This is a genomic window from Streptomyces sp. NPDC059398, assembly GCF_042751845.1.
Lineage (GTDB): Bacteria > Actinomycetota > Actinomycetes > Streptomycetales > Streptomycetaceae > Streptomyces.
On the sequence record NZ_JBHYWP010000027.1, the window covers coordinates 40,771 to 56,724 of the forward strand.

Below are 15,954 nucleotides of genomic sequence, written 5' to 3' on the forward strand. Positions count from 1 at the left end.
CCCGCCCCCGCGGGGCGCCGGCGGCCCCCCGCCCCCCCCCGGGGGGGGGGTGTTGGGCCTCCCGCCCGGGCCCCCGCCCGCCGGCGCCCCCCCACCGCACCGCTCATGCGGCGGCCACCGCCACCTTCCGGCGGTAGGTCAGTACGAGGTGGGTGGCGACCCCGAAGAGGAGCCCCCAGAACGCCGATCCGATGCCGAAGAGGGTGAGCCCGGAGGCCGTGGCGAGGAAGGTGATCAGCGCCGCCTCGCGGTCCTTCTCCTCCTTCACCGCACCCGTGAGACTGCCCGCCAGCGCCCCGAGGAGCGCCACCCCGGCGATCGCCGCCACCAGCTCCTTCGGCAGCCCGGCGAACAAGGCCACGAGCGCGGAGCCGAACACGCCGATGATCAGGTAGAACGCCCCGCAGGACACCCCCGCCACATACCGGCGCCGCGGATCGCGGTGCGCCTCGGGGCCGGTGCAGATCGCGGCGGTGATCGCGGCCAGATTGACCGCGTGCGAACCGAACGGGGCCAGCACGGTCGAGACGATCCCGGTCGAGCCGATCAGCAGCCGGTCCTTCGGCTCGTACCCGGAGGCGCTGAGCACCGCCATGCCCGGCGCGTTCTGCGAGGCGAGCGTCGCCAGGGTCAGCGGTACCGCGATCCCGATGAGCGAGGCGAGCGAGAAGTGCGGCGAGGTGAAGACCGGGTGCGCCAGCTCCAGCCCGCCGAGGTGGACATGGAGCCGCGCACCGGCCGCACTGGCGGCCACCCCCGCCACCAGCGCCACCAGGACCGCGTAACGCGGCAGCCACCGCTTGGCGAGCAGATAGCCGACCAGCACCGAACCTGCGATGTACGGCGCGGACTTGAGCGAGGTGAAGACCCCGGTGCCGAACGAGAAGAGGATGCCCGCGAGCATCGCGGAGACCACCGCGCCCGGGATCTGCCGCATCAGCCAGCCGAACACGCCGGTCAGCCCGACGAGCGCGATGACCACACCGCTGACCAGGAACGCCCCGATGGCCTCCGGATACGCGTACGAACCGAGGCTGGTGACCAGCAGCGCCGCGCCCGGTGTGGACCAGGCCGTGATCACCGGCATCCTGGTCCACAGGCTCAGCCCGATACAGGTCACACCGGAGCCGATCGAGATCGCCCAGACCCAGGAGCTGGTCTGTGCGGCGCTCAGATGGCCGTTGGACGCCGCGGAGAGCACGATGACCAGCGGTCCCGAGTACGACACGACGACCGCCACGAAGCCGGCCAGCACCGCGGAGACCGAGGCGTCGCGGAACAGCCCGCCGAACAGTCCGGCCGGCCGCGGAGTACCCGGAGTACCTGGATCGCCCGGAGTACCCGGAGTACCCGGGTCCGCCCCGGCCGGAGAAGGTGCGCTCTCCGGTGGTGCCGGGCCCTCGGGCGGTGCCGGGCTCTCCGGTGGCGTGGGGTCCGCCGGAGGGGCGTCGTCGCGTGGGGTGGGGGTGGGGTGGCTCAATGGTCTTCCTTCGCGGCCCGTTCCAGGGCCTGTTCGAGGTCGGCGATGAGGTCCGCCGGATTCTCCAGGCCGATGGACAGCCGCAGCATGTCCTTCGGCGATGAGCTGTCCGGCCCTTCGAAGGTGTAACGGTGCTCGATCAGGCTCTCCACCCCACCCAGGGAAGTGGCGCGGATGAAGAGTTCGCAGTACTCCGCCACACGCAGCGAGGTCTGCCACTCTCCCGCCACGTGCAGGGACAGCATGCCGCTGAACCCTCCGGTCATCTGGCGGGCCGCGATCTCGTGACCCGGGTCCGACGGCAGGCCCGGGTAGGCGACCTTCCTGATCAGCGGGTGGGCGGCGAAGTGCTCGGCGACGGTCATCGCCGTGGCGGAGATCTGGCGCATGCGGGGGAAGAGCGTACGCATCCCGCGCATCAGCAGATATGTCTCAAGGGGGCCCAGGATCGGCCCGGTCAGCCTGCGGTGCAGCCGCAGCCGCTCCCACACCGACGCACGCGCCTCGGTGTGTTCCGGCGCCAGCACGAGCAGCCCCGCCACCACATCGGTGTGTCCGTTGAGGTACTTGGTGCCCGAGTGCATGACCAGGTCGGCGCCCAGCTCGAAGGGGCGTGCGTGGACGGGCGTCGGCACGGTGTTGTCCACGCCGAACAGGGCCCCGGCCCGGTGGGCGATCTCGGCCACCGCGGCGATGTCGGTCACCGTCCAGGTCGGGTTGGCGGGCGATTCGGCCCAGACCAGAGCGGTGTCATCGGCCTCGACCGCCGCGGCCACGGCCGCCAGGTCGTCCATGGGCACCTGGACCACCCGCAGACCGCGCTGACCGCCGAACTCCAGCAGCCACTTGGTCAGCCCGAAGTACATGGTCCGCGGCACCACGACCCGGGCACCGGCCGGCAGCACCTGGAAGACGGCGGTGGCCGCTGCCATGCCGGACGAGAAGACCAGTGCGTCGGATCCTCCTTCGAGCCCGGCCACGATCCCCTCGGCCTGCTCGTAGGCGGGGGTGCCCTGATCACGCAGATAGGCCAGACCGGCCGGGGTGCGGTACTCGCCGTCCCGCGCATAGGTGGCGCCGAGCGAGATCGCGGGCGGTATCGCACCGGTGGTCGGGCTGCGCCAGCCGTCGCCCTGCGCCGCGTGGGTGTCGGGCCGGTAGGTGCGGGTCCAGGGCGTGTACTTCTCGCTGTTGCTCAACGGGTCCTCCTGATGAGTGAGGGCAGTGCGGTGCTCAGGGCGAGTTCCGCGTCCATGAGGGCCCGGGACGGTGCGCCGGGCGAAGGGACGTAGTGGTTGTAGTAGCTCGATCCCTCGGTGTGGGGGCCGAGGAAGAACAGCCGCTGCTGCGGGGCGCCCGAGCGGTCGATGCCCTGGCCCCGGCGGTTGACGTCGAGGCCGGAGAGCGGTGCGGCGGTACGGACGCGGCCCGCGGCGGCGAGCCTGCCGAGCAGCGAACCGCGCACCCGGTCGGGGGCGGGCTCGTCCAGATGTGCGTGGACGACATGGTCCACGTCGACGGAGACGGGCCGGTCCAGAGCGCTGGATTCGAGGCGCCAGGGCCCCTGGCCCGAGGGGGCCACCACCTTCGGCGCCGGGCCGGGACCGATCCGGACCACCCCGGCGGCGACCAGCGAGAGCAGCTCGGCCGAGCGCTCCAGCTGCGGGCCGATGACCAGCCGGTTGACGGTCGGCGCGAACGTACCGAAGAAGTACTCCAGGGAGTCGCGGTCGAGCCCCGGCGGGTCGACGGCGGCGCGCAGTACGTCGCGGTGGTCGCGCAGGACTTCGAGGGCTTCCTTCAGCGGGCTCACCCCCAGCCCGGCCCGGGCCTCGGCCAGATCCTCGGCGACGCACTCGGTGAACCACCGCTCGTACGAACGGTGTTCGGCCCAGCGGCGTTCGGATCCCGGTCCGGCCGATTCCGGCCGTGCCGGGTCCAGCGCCGCCGACAGGACCGCCGCCACCGGGTTCGGGCCGAAGCGGTCCCTCAACTCCGCCAGCAGGGCCTCAGGGCCGACCGCTTCCGCCCGGTCCGCCAACTCCGCTCCGGCCCGTACGGCATCGCCCGTCTCCCGGGCCAGCAGCGTCCGGTAGTAGGCGAGTTCCATCTCCGCCACCACCAGGGGAAGGACATCACGGCTGAAGCCGAGCCGGCCCCCGTCCGGCAGAGGATCCCGTACGCCCTCCCGTACGGGCTCCCGTACAGCGGCCGTACGCAGCTGGGCCAGCCGCTGTTCGGTCAGGGCCAGCGGTGCGGGGCGCACCCGGCCCGGGTTGAGGCGGGGGCGGCTGCGCGACGGTGTCCCTGAGCGGTTGGCGAGGACGATCAGCGGTTCGCGCCCGCCGGGCACGTACCGCAGTCCGTCCCCGTCCTTCACATGCTGTCCGCCGCGCCCGATGGTGAGCGTGGTGATGACGTCCATCGCGGTCAGCCCGGTGCCGAGGACCGCGACACGACCGCCCGCCGGGATGCCGTCCAGCGCGGACGGCAGGGGATAGGGGCGGGTGACGAGCCCCCGCTCCCGCACGGGTTCGGCGGGCAGATAGAGCGCGTGGTGCCCCACGGTGACGAACACGGCGTCGGCCGCGAACCGGGTCCCGTCGGCCAGGACGACCGTCTCCGCACCCCTGCTCCCGTCGGCAGAAGGGGAGTCGGCAGGCCGGATGTCGACGGCCGTCGTGCGGTGCCGGACCAGCGTGAGGCAGGCGGGGGCCGCGCCGAGTATCTCCTCGGCCGCCCAGGTCAGGTACTCGCTCAGCAGTCTGCGCGGCAGGAAGTCGTTCGGCCGGATGTCCCGGCCCGCGCCCGGCCGAACGGTGAACCCGTCGTCCGCGACCCGTAACTCCCGCTCCCCGCACCAGTCGAGGAGCGAAGGCCCGGAGAGCGGCACGGGGCCGTCCACCATGTGCGCGTCGGGGAAGACCGACAGCTGGGAGCAGACGGTGTTGAGCAGCAGATGGTCGGGCTGGCCCGGCGTGTGGAATCCGGCTCCGGGGGAGCGCGGGTCCACGAGATGGACGGTGACCGGGAACGGCTCGGTCAGGCAGTGCGCGACCAGCCGCTCAAGCACGCCCAGGCCGCGCGGCCCGGCACCGATGACCGCGACGGTCGCGGCGCCGGCCGCACCGGTGTCCACCGGCTGTGCTGTCGGCTGCGCTATCGGTTTCACCACCGGCTCGTCTCCCCGAAGAAGTCGGGGATCTCGATCGCCGTACCGGCCCGGTGGGCTTCGTTCCGTACGAAGGCGCCCACCGCGAGGTCGAGTACGCCCAGGCCGAACGGCGAGAAGATCACGGGCCGGTCCTGGGTGAGCGTCACCTCGCCCGAGAGCACCCCGGCCAGCGTGCCGTTCACGAACTCCCTTGACCCGGAGAGCTGTTCGGCGAGGTGGGGCGAGGTGTTCGCCTTGAGGCAGTGCTCGACGTCGTCCAGCACATTGTCCGCGGCCAGGACCACATCGGGCGCGAGGTCGCGCAGCGAGATGTTGAGCACGAGCTGACCTGGCTTGAACGGGGTGCTGACGTACGGTTCGAGCGCCGTCGTGGCGAACACCACCGTGTCGGCCTCAAGGGCGGAGTGCAGATCGGCGGTGAACTCCGCCGGGCGGTCCTGTGTGGTGCGGATGTGGCCGGCCAGCGCCTGTCCTGACGCTTCGTCAAGATCGTGGACGAGGTAGGAGTCGGGCACGCATCCGGCGGCGTGCAGGTAGTCGCAGATGTTGCGGGCGATGACACCGCCGCCGACGACGGCGATCCGGGTCCCGGAGAAGCCGCCCGGCCGCAGCGCGCCGGCCGCGACGGCGGCGGACGCGGCCGTACGGGCGGAGCTGATGCTCGCGGCTTCGAGACAGGCCACCGGGTATCCGGTCTCGTAGTCGTTCAGGACGAGCACGGCGGATGCGCGCGGGATGCCCATCCGGGTGTTGCGCGGGAAGCTGGCGATCCACTTGATGCCCGCGAGCTGTACGTCGTCGCCCAGGTAGGCGGGCAGCGCGATGATGCGGGAATCCGGCTTGTCCGGGAAACGCAGGAAGTAGCTGTCCGGGTTGACGGATTCACCGGCCGCATGGGTCCGGTAGGCGGACGCCACAATGCGGAGTACGGCAGCACGTTCCTCGCTCAGAATGGAGCGTACGGTCGTGCCGGAGATGATTTCGAAGGTGTGCATTTTTCTCCCCCACTCAGGCGTGAGCCCCTGAGATTTCTTTTCCCACGGTTTCGGGCCAGTGCTCCGAAACCCATGCGTCGTTGTAGACGGTTTCCACATAGCGGTCCCCGCAGTCGGGGGAGACCGCCACGACAACGCTGCCCGCGGGCAGGTTCTTCGCCTCCTGCTGCACGGCCGAGAGCACCGTTCCGCTCGATCCCCCGAGCAGCAGTCCGCGCTCCCTCGCCAGCATCCGGCACATGCGTACGGCGTCCGCCTCGGCGATGTGGACGACGTCGTCCACGGCGGCCGGGTCGAAGATCTCCGGGCGTCTGCTCGTGCCGAGGCCCGGTATGCGGCGCTGCGCAGCGGGCCCGCCGAAGGTCACCGAGCCCACGGTGTCGACCCCGGTGATGCGGGTCGCGGGGCTGTGCCTGCGGAAGTACCGCGCGCATCCCATCAAGGTCCCGGTGGTCCCGGCCCCGACGAAGAGGCGGTCGGCGTGGCCGACGGTGTCGAGGATCGCCCGCCCGGTGCGGTCGTGGTGGGCCTGCGGCCCGGCCGGATTGGCGTACTGGTTCAGCCAGTGCAGATCCGGATCGCGGCGCAGCCGCTCGCCGATGTAGTCGATGCGGGACTGCAGATAGCCCCCGTTGGAATCCCGGACGCCGATGACGACGACCTCGGCGCCGAACGCCTTCATGAGCTGCCGGGACTGACGGTTCGCGTTGACGTCCGTCACGCACGTCAGGGCGTACCCCTTCGCCGCGCACACCATGGCCAGTGCGACGCCGAGATTTCCGGACGTCGATTCGATCAGCCGGGTACGCGGAAAACTGCGCCCGGAATTCTCGGCGTCGGCGACGAGTGCGACCGCTGTCTTGAGTTTGACCGAGCCTGCCGGATTGAGCCCTTCGAGCTTCAGATAAAGAGAACTGCCCGGAACCAGCTGGTCGAGCCGGATGAAAACGTCGTCCAGTACGAGATCGTAAACTTCTTCCGCTATCACCAGAAATCCAAACCCTTATATGGGCAGGGCGCGGCACAGAAAGTGCCACAGTGGGCATGCCCATGGCTTTGACCGGTCGGTGCGCGGGTCAGGCGCACACTACGCAGAAGGACTTTCCCCCGTCCCCCATGTGCCGTGAACCCCCGGAACCCCCGTTCGCGATACGGCACTTCTATTCTGCCACGGTAACAGGGTGGGGTGGTGATCTTTCCGCTGGGAGGAGGAAGTTGAACCCTGGAATTCTTTATATGGCGGACTCTTGAATTCCGTATCCGTTGACCGGAATGCTGGCCGAAATTCGTACATCGTTTCCGGGCGGCTCCGGCGCACACCGGCCGGGCCGGGGGCCGGTGCGGGCTCCGTGCGGGTGCGGTACGGGGAGGTGTGAAGCGGTGCCGGACCGGTACGGATCCGGCCAGGCCCGGAGCCTCCCGGGCGCTACCGCGGGGGCGGCTCCGGCGGGCGCTGGCGCGGCATGTTCGGGCGCACGCCCATCGCCGACACGGTGCGGCCCACAGGTGTCGGCTCGCCGCCGGTACGGGTCTCGGCGGAACCGCGTACCGAGACGGGCACCGCGCCCCCCGACCGGAACTCGATCATCCACTTCGCCGTCTCGCCCCGTACGAGATCCGTCATGTCGTCCGAGAACCTGCGCAGCACGCCCAGACAGCGCTCGGTCGCCTCGCTCGCCGTGCCCTCCGCCGGGCCGAGCACCTCGCGGACGCCCTCCGACGCCCAGTCGAACTGGAGCACCTGGAGCCGCCGCTGCACCGCCTGCGCGGTCGCCACATCGCGCATCCAGCCCGCGGTCAGCCCGAACCAGCGGTCGCCCGCCGCGCACGCCACCCCGGCCAGCAGCGCCGGATACCCCCACTCGGCCGCGCCGTGCAATCCGGCCGCCAGGTCGAGCAGCGGCAGCAGCGCCCCCACGAGCGCACCCCCGGCGGCCCCCGCGCGCAGTGCCCTCGCCCCCCGGCGCTTCCAGGTCCGGTCGGTCAGATACCAGCCCGCGGTGCGCAGGGCGGTCGCCTCCACCCACCGGTAGAGCTCGTCCAGACGCTCGACGGGCTGGGCCCAGTCGCCGGCCGGAAACGGTTCGCCGGTCAGGTCTGCGCCCGGCCCCGCGGGGGTGTCGCGGCCCGGGTCCCGGTCCGGCTGCGGGCCGCCGTCCGTGTCCGTATCCGTGTCCGTGTCCCTGCCCGCGCAGGTGTCCGGGCCGGCCACGGGGCCGGGCCGCGCCCCCGGATCCGCCCCCGGTGCGGAGGCCCCCGCGCCCGCCCGGGGGCCCGTACCGGGACCGCCCCCGGGCCGTACGGCGTTCTCCTCGGGCTGCGGCGTCTCCGGCTGGCCCACCAGGCTTCTCCCCTCCGTCACTTACGGTGCGCGCGCCTACCGGGCCGCGCCGGACGCTGCTGATGCGAGTGCCCTTCATACCGCCGGGTGCCTTCATACCGCCGAATGGTGGGCGCCGGTGCCGTTATGCCAGGGTTTACGACGGTAGGCGGGCTGTGAACAGGTCGGGGAGCCGTCGGGCCCTCACCCGAAAGAGTTGGTCCGCACGGTGGAGGGCGGGGCGCCCGGGGACCACGTAGGCTCGTTTTACCGGCTTGTGGACCCCGGAGACACGCGGAGCCCTCAGCCGGAGCGCCGCCGCCACGTGGCGGCACACAGAACGACCCAGAGCGACCCGGAACAGCACAGAAAAACGCAGCACAGAGCAGCACAGAGCAGCACAGCACAGTCGGAATGTCGTCGAACAGCCTCGGAGTGACCCGTGATTCCCGGTGGTGGCCAGCCCAATATGCAGCAGCTGCTTCAGCAGGCCCAGAAGATGCAGCAGGATCTCGCCGAGGCCCAGGAGGAACTGGCCAGGACCGAGGTCGACGGTCAGTCGGGCGGCGGTCTGGTCAAGGCCACCGTCACCGGCTCCGGTGAGCTGCGCAGCCTGGTGATCGATCCCAAGGCCGTCGATCCCGAGGACACGGAGACCCTCGCGGACCTGATCGTCGCCGCGGTGCACGCCGCGAACGAGAACGCCTCGGCGCTCCAGCAGCAGAAGCTCGGCCCGCTCGCCCAGGGGCTCGGCGGAATGCCCGGCCTGGGGATCTGAGGCACAGGGGGCGCGGGGGGCGTGTGAGGCCGGGGTTTTCGCACATCCGGCCTCAGCGGCTTCAGAAGGTCTTCACGCTCCCGAGGTTCTAAGGAAACCTCACACCAACTACCGTACGTTGCACAGCAGAACGAAAGAGGCGCTCCGTTGTACGAAGGCGTGGTCCAGGACCTCATCGACGAGTTGGGCAGGCTGCCCGGCGTCGGTCCCAAGAGCGCGCAGCGGATCGCCTTCCACATCCTCCAGGCCGAGCCCACCGATGTGCGCAGGCTCGCGCACTCGCTGCTCGAAGTGAAGGACAAGGTCCGGTTCTGCGCGGTGTGCGGCAATGTCGCGCAGGCCGAGCTGTGCGGGATCTGCCAGGACACCCGCCGGGACCAGACGGTGATCTGTGTCGTCGAGGAGCCGAAGGACGTCGTGGCGGTGGAGCGCACCCGTGAGTTCCGCGGGCGTTACCACGTACTCGGCGGCGCCATCAGCCCGATCGAGGGCGTCGGTCCCGACGATCTGCGGATCCGGGAACTGCTGGCCAGGCTCGCGGACGGCGCCGTCACGGAGCTCATCCTGGCGACCGACCCGAATCTGGAGGGCGAGGCCACGGCGACGTATCTCGCCCGGATGATCAAACCCATGGGTTTGAAGGTCACACGGCTGGCGAGTGGTCTTCCGGTAGGGGGAGACCTGGAATACGCGGACGAGGTCACGCTCGGTCGTGCCTTTGAGGGGAGACGACTGCTCGATGTCTGACGCAACGCTGAACAAGGTCACGGAAGATCCGAACGACTTCGACGTCCAGATCGCCGACCAGGTCGAGTCCTTCATCGTCGCCGTCACCGAGGTGGCCAAGGGCGACGAGCCCGACAGCGCGGTGCCCTTCCTGCTCCTTGAGATCTCCCAGCTCCTCCTCGCCGGCGGGCGCCTGGGCGCCCACGAGGACATCCTCCCGGCCGACCGGTACGAGCCGGACCTCGGCCCGGAGCCCGACGTCGACGACCTGCGGGAGCGGTTCGCGCGGCTGCTGGAGCCGATCGACGTGTACTCCGAGGTGTTCGACCCGTACGAGCCGCGCAAGGCCCCCGTCGCCTGCCGCATCAGCGACGACCTCGCGGACATCGTCACCGACCTCCGCCACGGGATGGCGCACTACCGCGCGGGCCGGACCACCGAGGCGATGTGGTGGTGGCAGTTCTCGTACTTCACCAACTGGGGCTCCTCCGCGTCGGGCGCACTCCGCGCGCTCCAGTCGCTGGTCGCCCACGTCCGTCTCGACCAGCCGCTCCCGGCTCTCGACGGTCTGGACACGGACCAGGACCTGGGCGAGGAAGCGCTGGCCGAGGAGGCGGGCCGGGTGATGGCCGAGGAGATCGGCGGCCCGCTGGGGCTCCCCTCGGCGTGAGTGCCGGGTTCTTCTCGGCGTGAGTGCGGGGCTTTCCTCGGCGTGAGTGCCGGAACCCTCCGGCGTGAGTTCCGGGGCTGCCCCGGGGTGGGTCCCGGGGTGGGTCCCGGGGTGGCCGGCTTCCCTCGGTGTGCGTACGTGCGTACGGAGTGGTGATCGGCCCGCCCTCCCGCTACGGGGCCGCCGGGCGATCCGTGCGGCCGTCGTAGGCGGCGCGGGCGTCGTCGATCCGGGCGAGGTGCGCGACGCTCCATTCGAGCAGAGGCGCGGTGGCCTCGCGCAGGGTGATGCCCATCTCGGTGAGCTCATAGCTGACATGCGGCGGCATCACGTTGTGGACGGTACGCGTCAGGATGCCGTCCCGCTCCAGGCTGCGCAGCGTCACGGTGAGCATGCGCTGGCTGATTCCGTCGATGGCCTTCTTGAGCTCGGTGAAACGGCGCGGTCCGTCTTTGAGATGGCGCACGACCAGGAGCGACCACTTGTCTCCGACGATGCCGAGCACCACCCGGGTCCGGCACGCGTCGCCGGGCTGCGCCGCCGGCTGCGGTCCGTCCGGTACCGCGTCCATGGTTACCTCCAGAGAACCGGGGCACCGAAAAGTGCCTTATTGCCTGTGCTGCGCCGTGTGCACCAGCATGATTTGAGTACTCGAAGAGTACCGAGGCACGAAAGGTAACCGCCCAGAGCCGCGAAGCGGCGCCGGAGCGTGATCGTGCCGTTCCGTCTCTGCGAAGGAAGACTGGTTCACTCATGTCCACATTCCTGCTGGTACACGGTGCTTGGCACAGCGGACGCTGCTGGGAGCGGGTGGTGCCGCTGCTGGAAGGCGCCGGGCACCGGGTGTTCGCGCCCTCCCTGACCGGCTACGGCGACCGGGCCCACCTGCTCGGCCCTGAGGTGGGGCTCGATACGCACGTCGACGACGTGGCCGGGCTGATCGCCGACGAGGATCTCGACGATGTCGTACTCGTCGGTCACAGCTACGCGGGGATGGTGATCTCCGGCGCGGCCAACCGGATGCCCGAGCGCATCGGGCACCTGGTCTACCTCGACGCGATGGTCCCGGATGACGGCGAGTCCGCAGCCGATGTCCAGCCCGTGACCCGGCAGTTGATCGAGCTGGCCGGGAAGTCCGGGGACGGCTGGCGGGTGCCACCGATGCCCGAGCAGCCCGCGCCCTTCGGTCTGTTCGGGGTCACGGACCCGGCGGACGTCGCCTGGCTGCGCGGGATGCTCTCGGACCAGCCGGTGCGCTGTCTGCAGCAGCCGGTGCGGCTGGACAACCCGGCGGTGAACGCGATCCCGCGCACGCACATCCACAATGTCGGCGCCATGCCGACGGGCGTGACCCGCCGTCCCGTCGCACCGGTCCAGCCCAACGGCACCGCCGCGCAGGTCTGGGAGCTGCCGACCGGCCACGACTGCATGATCACCATGCCGGTCGAACTCAGCGAACTGCTCCTCGGGCTCGCCCGGTGATTCTCAGGCCGCCCCGGCCCGGTGGCCCGGTCCGGACCGGTGACCCAACCCGGCCGGTGCCCCGGCCCGGAGGCGCGTGAGCGGGAACGCCCCCGGGTGCGCCGCGCGTCCTGCCTGCCGCCCACCCTGCCTCGTGCGTCTCGCGTCCTGCCTGCCTTGTGCGCCTCGCGTTCCGCGCGCCCCTCGTGCGCCTCGCGTTCCGCGCGCAGCCGTGCGTACCTCGCGTCCTGCGCGCCCCGTACATCCCGTGCGCGTCCTACGCGCCCCGCAAATCCCGTGCGCGTCCTGAGGCTGCCGCGTACTTCGCGTACTTCGCGCACCCCGTCGTTCCGCCGTACCGGCGCCCGCGCACCCGCCCCGCCCCGGTCGCGCCCGCTGCACACACCCCGCCCGTCCGGTCCGTTCCCTCGCCCGCGCAAAAAAGAGGGCGGTTCCGGGTGGGCGGGGCTGTCCCGGCCGCTGTGTTCACCCGGCGGCCCCAACCGGCCCCTGACGTCGGACGCGCTGCCTTCACCCGCTGAACGCCCCTGCGCCGGAGCGGCAGTTCGGGGTGTCCGGGCTGTCGCGCCGGTGGTTCACGAGCTCTTGACACGGTCTTGTCAGGGCCGCAACACTCCGAACCGGGAGAGCGCTCTCCCGGCTCTCTCCGGCTCCCCGCCCCCGCATTCCCCCACTGACGCAGGAGGAGGTCTCCATGCCACGGAGGTCGAGAACCCTCACAGGACTGTTGCTGTCCACCGCCCTGGCCCTCACCACGGCCGGTATCGGCGGTGTGGTGATGACGGCCGACGCATCGGCGGACGCACCGGCCGCCGCCACCGCCACCGCGCACACCACCACCGCCGCACACCGCACGACCGCCACTGCCATGGCCGGTATGGCCGGTATTGCCGGGATGGGGGTGTCCACGAAGGCGTCCGGCGACGACCCGGACGGCGACGGCTACATCATGGCCGACCCGCCGGTGACGGGCGTGACCCCGTCGACGTACGACCCGCCGCACCGGTACTTCCACGAGTTCCAGGCCAAGTGCGCCCCGAACCACACGGCGCCCGACGACCCGATCGTCTTCCCCGGCCAGCCCGGGAAGTCCCACGACCACACCTTCATGGGCAACACCGGAACCGACGCCAACACCACCACGGCCTCGCTCGACCAGGGCGGCACCACCTGCCTGGCGCCCGGTGACAAGTCGGCCTACTGGATGCCCAGTCTGTACAACGGGGACGAGAAGATCCTCCCCATCGGCCCGCAGACCATCTACTACAAGTCCGGCGTCACCGACTACACCAGCGTGCGCCCCTTCCCCAAGGGGCTGCGGTTCGTCGTGGGCAACCCCATGCAGAGCCTGGACGACTTCAAGAACCTGAAGGGCACGGTCGAGGGCTGGGAGTGCGGTACGCAATACCACAACTTCGACTTCCCGGTCTTCTGCCCGACCAGCCAGGACACCCAGCTCAACATCCGTCTCCAGGCGCCCAGTTGCTGGGACGGCATCCATCTCGACACCCCCGACCACCAGAGCCACATGGCGTACCCGGTGGCGTCCGGCAACAACCAGAACACCTGCCCGGCCGACCATCCGGTGGCCCTGCCGATGATCGAGTTCAAGATGGCGTGGCCCGTCAACGGCGACATGTCGAACGTACGGCTGGCCAGCGGTACCGGGCACTCGTTCCACTACGACTTCTTCAACGGGTGGGACGCGGCGACGCTCCAGGCCCTGGTCACGCACTGCGTCAACGGCGGCCTCCAGTGCGACGCGCGCGGCTACGACGAGACCAACCCGTCCGCGGGCGCCGCGCTCAACGACGACTACGAACTGCCGTAGCCACGCAGCCACGCAGCCAGGCAGCCACGTAGCCGCGCAGCCCCGTACTCCCGTAGCCCCACGAACCAACCACAGGACGAACCAGAACCAGCCGGACAGAAGCAGAAGGAGAGCGACATGCACCAACCCCCCACCCGTACGGCGAAACGCGCCCTGGCGCCGTTCGCCGCGGCGGCGCTGCTCGCTGGTGCGCTGCTCGCCGTGCAGGCGCCTGTGGCCCACGCCGCCGGCAGTGTCGTCAAGGTGACCGGTTCGCAGGGCGACTGGGCGCTGACCGTCGACGGTGCCCCGTACACGGTCAAAGGGCTGACCTGGGGCCCCTCGGTCGACGACGCGGCCAAGGACATGCCGGACGTGGCGTCGATGGGCGTCAACACGATCCGCACCTGGGGCACGGACGCGACGAGCAAGCCGCTCTTCGACGCGGCGGCGGCCAACGGTGTCAAGGTGATCGCCGGATTCTGGCTCCAGCCCGGCGGCGGCCCCGGCAGCGGCGGCTGCGTCAACTACCTCACCGACACCACGTACAAGAACGACATGCTCGCCGAGTTCCCCAAGTGGGTCGACACCTACAAGGACAACCCCGGCGTACTGATGTGGAACGTCGGCAACGAATCGACGCTCGGCCTCCAGAACTGCTACAGCGGCGACGAACTGGAGGCACAGCGCAACGCCTACACCTCCTTCGTGAACGACATCGCGAAGAAGATCCACCAGGTGGACCCCAACCACCCGGTCACCTCGACAGACGCGTGGACCGGCGCCTGGCCGTACTACAAGAGGAACGCGCCCGATCTGGACCTGTACGCGGTCAACGCCTACAACGCGGTCTGCAACGTCAAGTCGGACTGGGAGCAGGGCGGTTACGACAAGCCGTACATCGTCACCGAGACCGGACCGGCGGGCGAGTGGGAGGTCCCGGACGACGCGAACGGCGTCCCCGACGAGCCGACCGACGTCCAGAAGGCCGACGGCTACACCAAGGCGTGGGGCTGCGTCACCGCCCACAAGGGGGTCGCGCTGGGCGCCACAATGTTCCACTACGGCACCGAGGACGACTTCGGCGGTGTCTGGTTCAACCTGCTGCCGGGCGGCCAGAAGCGGCTGTCGTACTACGCGGTGAAGAAGGCGTACGGAGGTGACACCTCGGGCGACAACACCCCGCCGGTGATCTCGGACATGACCGTCGACAACGCCACGACCGGCGTGCCGGCCGGCGGCCGGGTCAGGGTCGGGGCGAGGATCGCCGACCCGGACGGCGACCGGACCACCACGCAGCTCTACTTCAGCAGCAACTACATCGACCAGAACAAGGCCCTGATGGCGGCCGACACCACGGACAACGGCGACGGCACGTTCTCCGCGAAGGTCCCTGACAAGGTCGGTGTCTACAAGGTCTATGTGAAGTCCACGGACGGCCACGGCAACGTCGGCATCGAGACGAAGTCGCTGAAGGTCGTGCCGCCGAAGGTCGACGGGACGAACGTGGCCCAGGGCAAGACGGCCACCGCCTCGTCCTTCCAGACCGATCCGACCGGCGGCTGCCCGTGCGGCGCGGCCAACGCGGTGGACGGCAGCTTCGACACCCGCTGGGCGAGCGACTGGAGCGATCCGCAGTGGCTCCAGGTCGACCTGGGCGCCTCCACCACCTTCACCCACATCCAGCTGGCCTGGGACCCGGCGTACGCGAAGGGGTACGAGATCCAGACCTCCGACGACGGCACCAACTGGGCCACGGTCACGTCCGTGACGGACGGCAACGGCAACATCGACGACCTCGATGTGCACGGCACGGGGCGGTACGTCCGGATGCTGGGGACGGCACGCGGCTCCGGATACGGCTACTCGCTCTACGAGTTCGGCGTCTACCGCTGAGAGGAGCACCGACCTCATGCTGGACACACACATCGGCCGGGCCCAGCCGTACACGCTCAGCCTGTTCCGTATCGTCGTCGGGCTGCTCTTCACCTGCCACGGAGTCGCCTCGCTCTTCGGCCTCCTCGGCGGCCACGCACTCCCGGCGGGTGCTTGGCCCGGCTGGTACGCCGCCGTGATCCAACTGGCCGCGGGCGCACTGGTGCTGGTCGGTCTCGGCACCCGTACGGCAGCGCTGCTGGGGTCGGGGTCCATGGCGTTCGCCTACTTCGACATCCATCAGCACCGGGGTCTGCTGCCGATCGAGAACGGCGGTGAGGCCGCTGTCTTCTTCTGCTGGACGCTGCTGCTGATCGCCTTCTCGGGCCCCGGTGCGCTGGCCGTCGACCGGCTGATCACCGACCGCCGCGCGGCCCGTGCGGCCGGGCGGTCCGGCGGCGACCGGCGACGCCTGGCGATGCCCGCCTGAGTCCCCGAAGGACGCCGCACCCGGGCCCCACCCGCTCCACCCGGCCCCCCCACACCACGACGCCGGCCCCCCGGCCCGGCCGCCGGGGGGGCCGCGGCCGGCGGGGGGGGGGGCGCGACGCGCCTGGGGCCCGGTAGTGCGAGCGTGGGGTTG

14 protein-coding genes are annotated in these 15,954 nt (G+C 70.6%); 7 read left to right on the top strand and 7 right to left on the bottom strand.

All coding sequences use genetic code 11. From position 1 onward, the window contains the following. Positions 1 to 103 precede the first annotated feature (103 nt). The 6 genes from ACFXBC_RS12890 to ACFXBC_RS12915 form a co-directional block, all read right to left on the bottom strand. Positions 104 to 1,480, bottom strand: coding sequence for a benzoate/H(+) symporter BenE family transporter (locus ACFXBC_RS12890; protein WP_385022667.1), 1,377 nt, complete (start codon positions 1,478 to 1,480; stop codon positions 104 to 106). After that, positions 1,477 to 2,679 carry a trans-sulfuration enzyme family protein gene (locus ACFXBC_RS12895; protein ID WP_385022670.1) on the bottom strand — a complete coding sequence of 401 codons (1,203 nt, stop codon included), beginning with the start codon at positions 2,677 to 2,679 and terminating at the stop codon, positions 1,477 to 1,479. The genes ACFXBC_RS12890 and ACFXBC_RS12895 overlap by 4 nt, the downstream gene beginning before the upstream one ends. Continuing rightward, positions 2,676 to 4,655, bottom strand: a complete 1,980-nt coding sequence (locus ACFXBC_RS12900) for an FAD/NAD(P)-binding protein (RefSeq protein ID WP_385022673.1) — start codon at positions 4,653 to 4,655, stop codon at positions 2,676 to 2,678. Before ACFXBC_RS12900 ends, ACFXBC_RS12895 begins: the two co-directional genes overlap by 4 nt. Then, entirely contained in the window at positions 4,649 to 5,650 is a 1,002-nt protein-coding gene (gene sbnB, locus ACFXBC_RS12905; RefSeq protein WP_385022676.1) for a 2,3-diaminopropionate biosynthesis protein SbnB, read from the bottom strand. The genes ACFXBC_RS12900 and sbnB overlap by 7 nt, the downstream gene beginning before the upstream one ends. A gap of 13 nt (positions 5,651 to 5,663) precedes the next feature. Further along, positions 5,664 to 6,638 carry a 2,3-diaminopropionate biosynthesis protein SbnA gene (gene sbnA, locus ACFXBC_RS12910; protein ID WP_385022679.1) on the bottom strand — a complete coding sequence of 325 codons (975 nt, stop codon included), beginning with the start codon at positions 6,636 to 6,638 and terminating at the stop codon, positions 5,664 to 5,666. Between the two features lie 438 nt (positions 6,639 to 7,076). Next, positions 7,077 to 7,991, bottom strand: a complete 915-nt coding sequence (locus ACFXBC_RS12915; protein WP_385022682.1) for an SLATT domain-containing protein — start codon at positions 7,989 to 7,991, stop codon at positions 7,077 to 7,079. A 421-nt stretch (positions 7,992 to 8,412) separates the two neighbouring features. Between ACFXBC_RS12915 and ACFXBC_RS12920 the strand changes: the two genes are divergently transcribed. The 3 genes from ACFXBC_RS12920 to ACFXBC_RS12930 all read left to right on the top strand — a co-directional run bounded on the left by ACFXBC_RS12920 (position 8,413) and on the right by ACFXBC_RS12930 (position 10,144). After that, a complete protein-coding gene (locus ACFXBC_RS12920; RefSeq protein WP_385022685.1) occupies positions 8,413 to 8,748 on the top strand; it encodes a YbaB/EbfC family nucleoid-associated protein in 336 nt (111 codons plus the stop codon). 147 nt (positions 8,749 to 8,895) lie between these two features. After that, entirely contained in the window at positions 8,896 to 9,495 is a 600-nt protein-coding gene (gene recR / locus ACFXBC_RS12925; protein ID WP_385022688.1) for a recombination mediator RecR, read from the top strand. After that, entirely contained in the window at positions 9,488 to 10,144 is a 657-nt protein-coding gene (locus ACFXBC_RS12930) for a DUF5063 domain-containing protein (protein WP_385022691.1), read from the top strand. The genes recR and ACFXBC_RS12930 overlap by 8 nt, the downstream gene beginning before the upstream one ends. A gap of 172 nt (positions 10,145 to 10,316) precedes the next feature. On the opposite strand, the gene ACFXBC_RS12935 is transcribed toward ACFXBC_RS12930, so the two are convergent. After that, positions 10,317 to 10,715 (bottom strand): winged helix-turn-helix transcriptional regulator, encoded by a 399-nt coding sequence (locus ACFXBC_RS12935; protein ID WP_385022694.1) that lies wholly within the window; start codon positions 10,713 to 10,715, stop codon positions 10,317 to 10,319. 182 nt (positions 10,716 to 10,897) lie between these two features. Between ACFXBC_RS12935 and ACFXBC_RS12940 the strand changes: the two genes are divergently transcribed. From ACFXBC_RS12940 to ACFXBC_RS12955, 4 genes are all read left to right on the top strand, one after another. Beyond that, a complete protein-coding gene (locus tag ACFXBC_RS12940) occupies positions 10,898 to 11,626 on the top strand; it encodes an alpha/beta hydrolase (RefSeq protein ID WP_385022697.1) in 729 nt (242 codons plus the stop codon). Between the two features lie 694 nt (positions 11,627 to 12,320). Then, positions 12,321 to 13,457 (top strand): DUF1996 domain-containing protein, encoded by a 1,137-nt coding sequence (locus ACFXBC_RS12945; protein WP_385022700.1) that lies wholly within the window; start codon positions 12,321 to 12,323, stop codon positions 13,455 to 13,457. A 117-nt stretch (positions 13,458 to 13,574) separates the two neighbouring features. Next, positions 13,575 to 15,332 carry a discoidin domain-containing protein gene (locus ACFXBC_RS12950; RefSeq protein WP_385022703.1) on the top strand — a complete coding sequence of 586 codons (1,758 nt, stop codon included), beginning with the start codon at positions 13,575 to 13,577 and terminating at the stop codon, positions 15,330 to 15,332. Between the two features lie 16 nt (positions 15,333 to 15,348). Then, positions 15,349 to 15,801, top strand: a complete 453-nt coding sequence (locus tag ACFXBC_RS12955; protein ID WP_385022706.1) for a DoxX family protein — start codon at positions 15,349 to 15,351, stop codon at positions 15,799 to 15,801. The last annotated feature ends 153 nt before the right edge of the window (positions 15,802 to 15,954 follow it).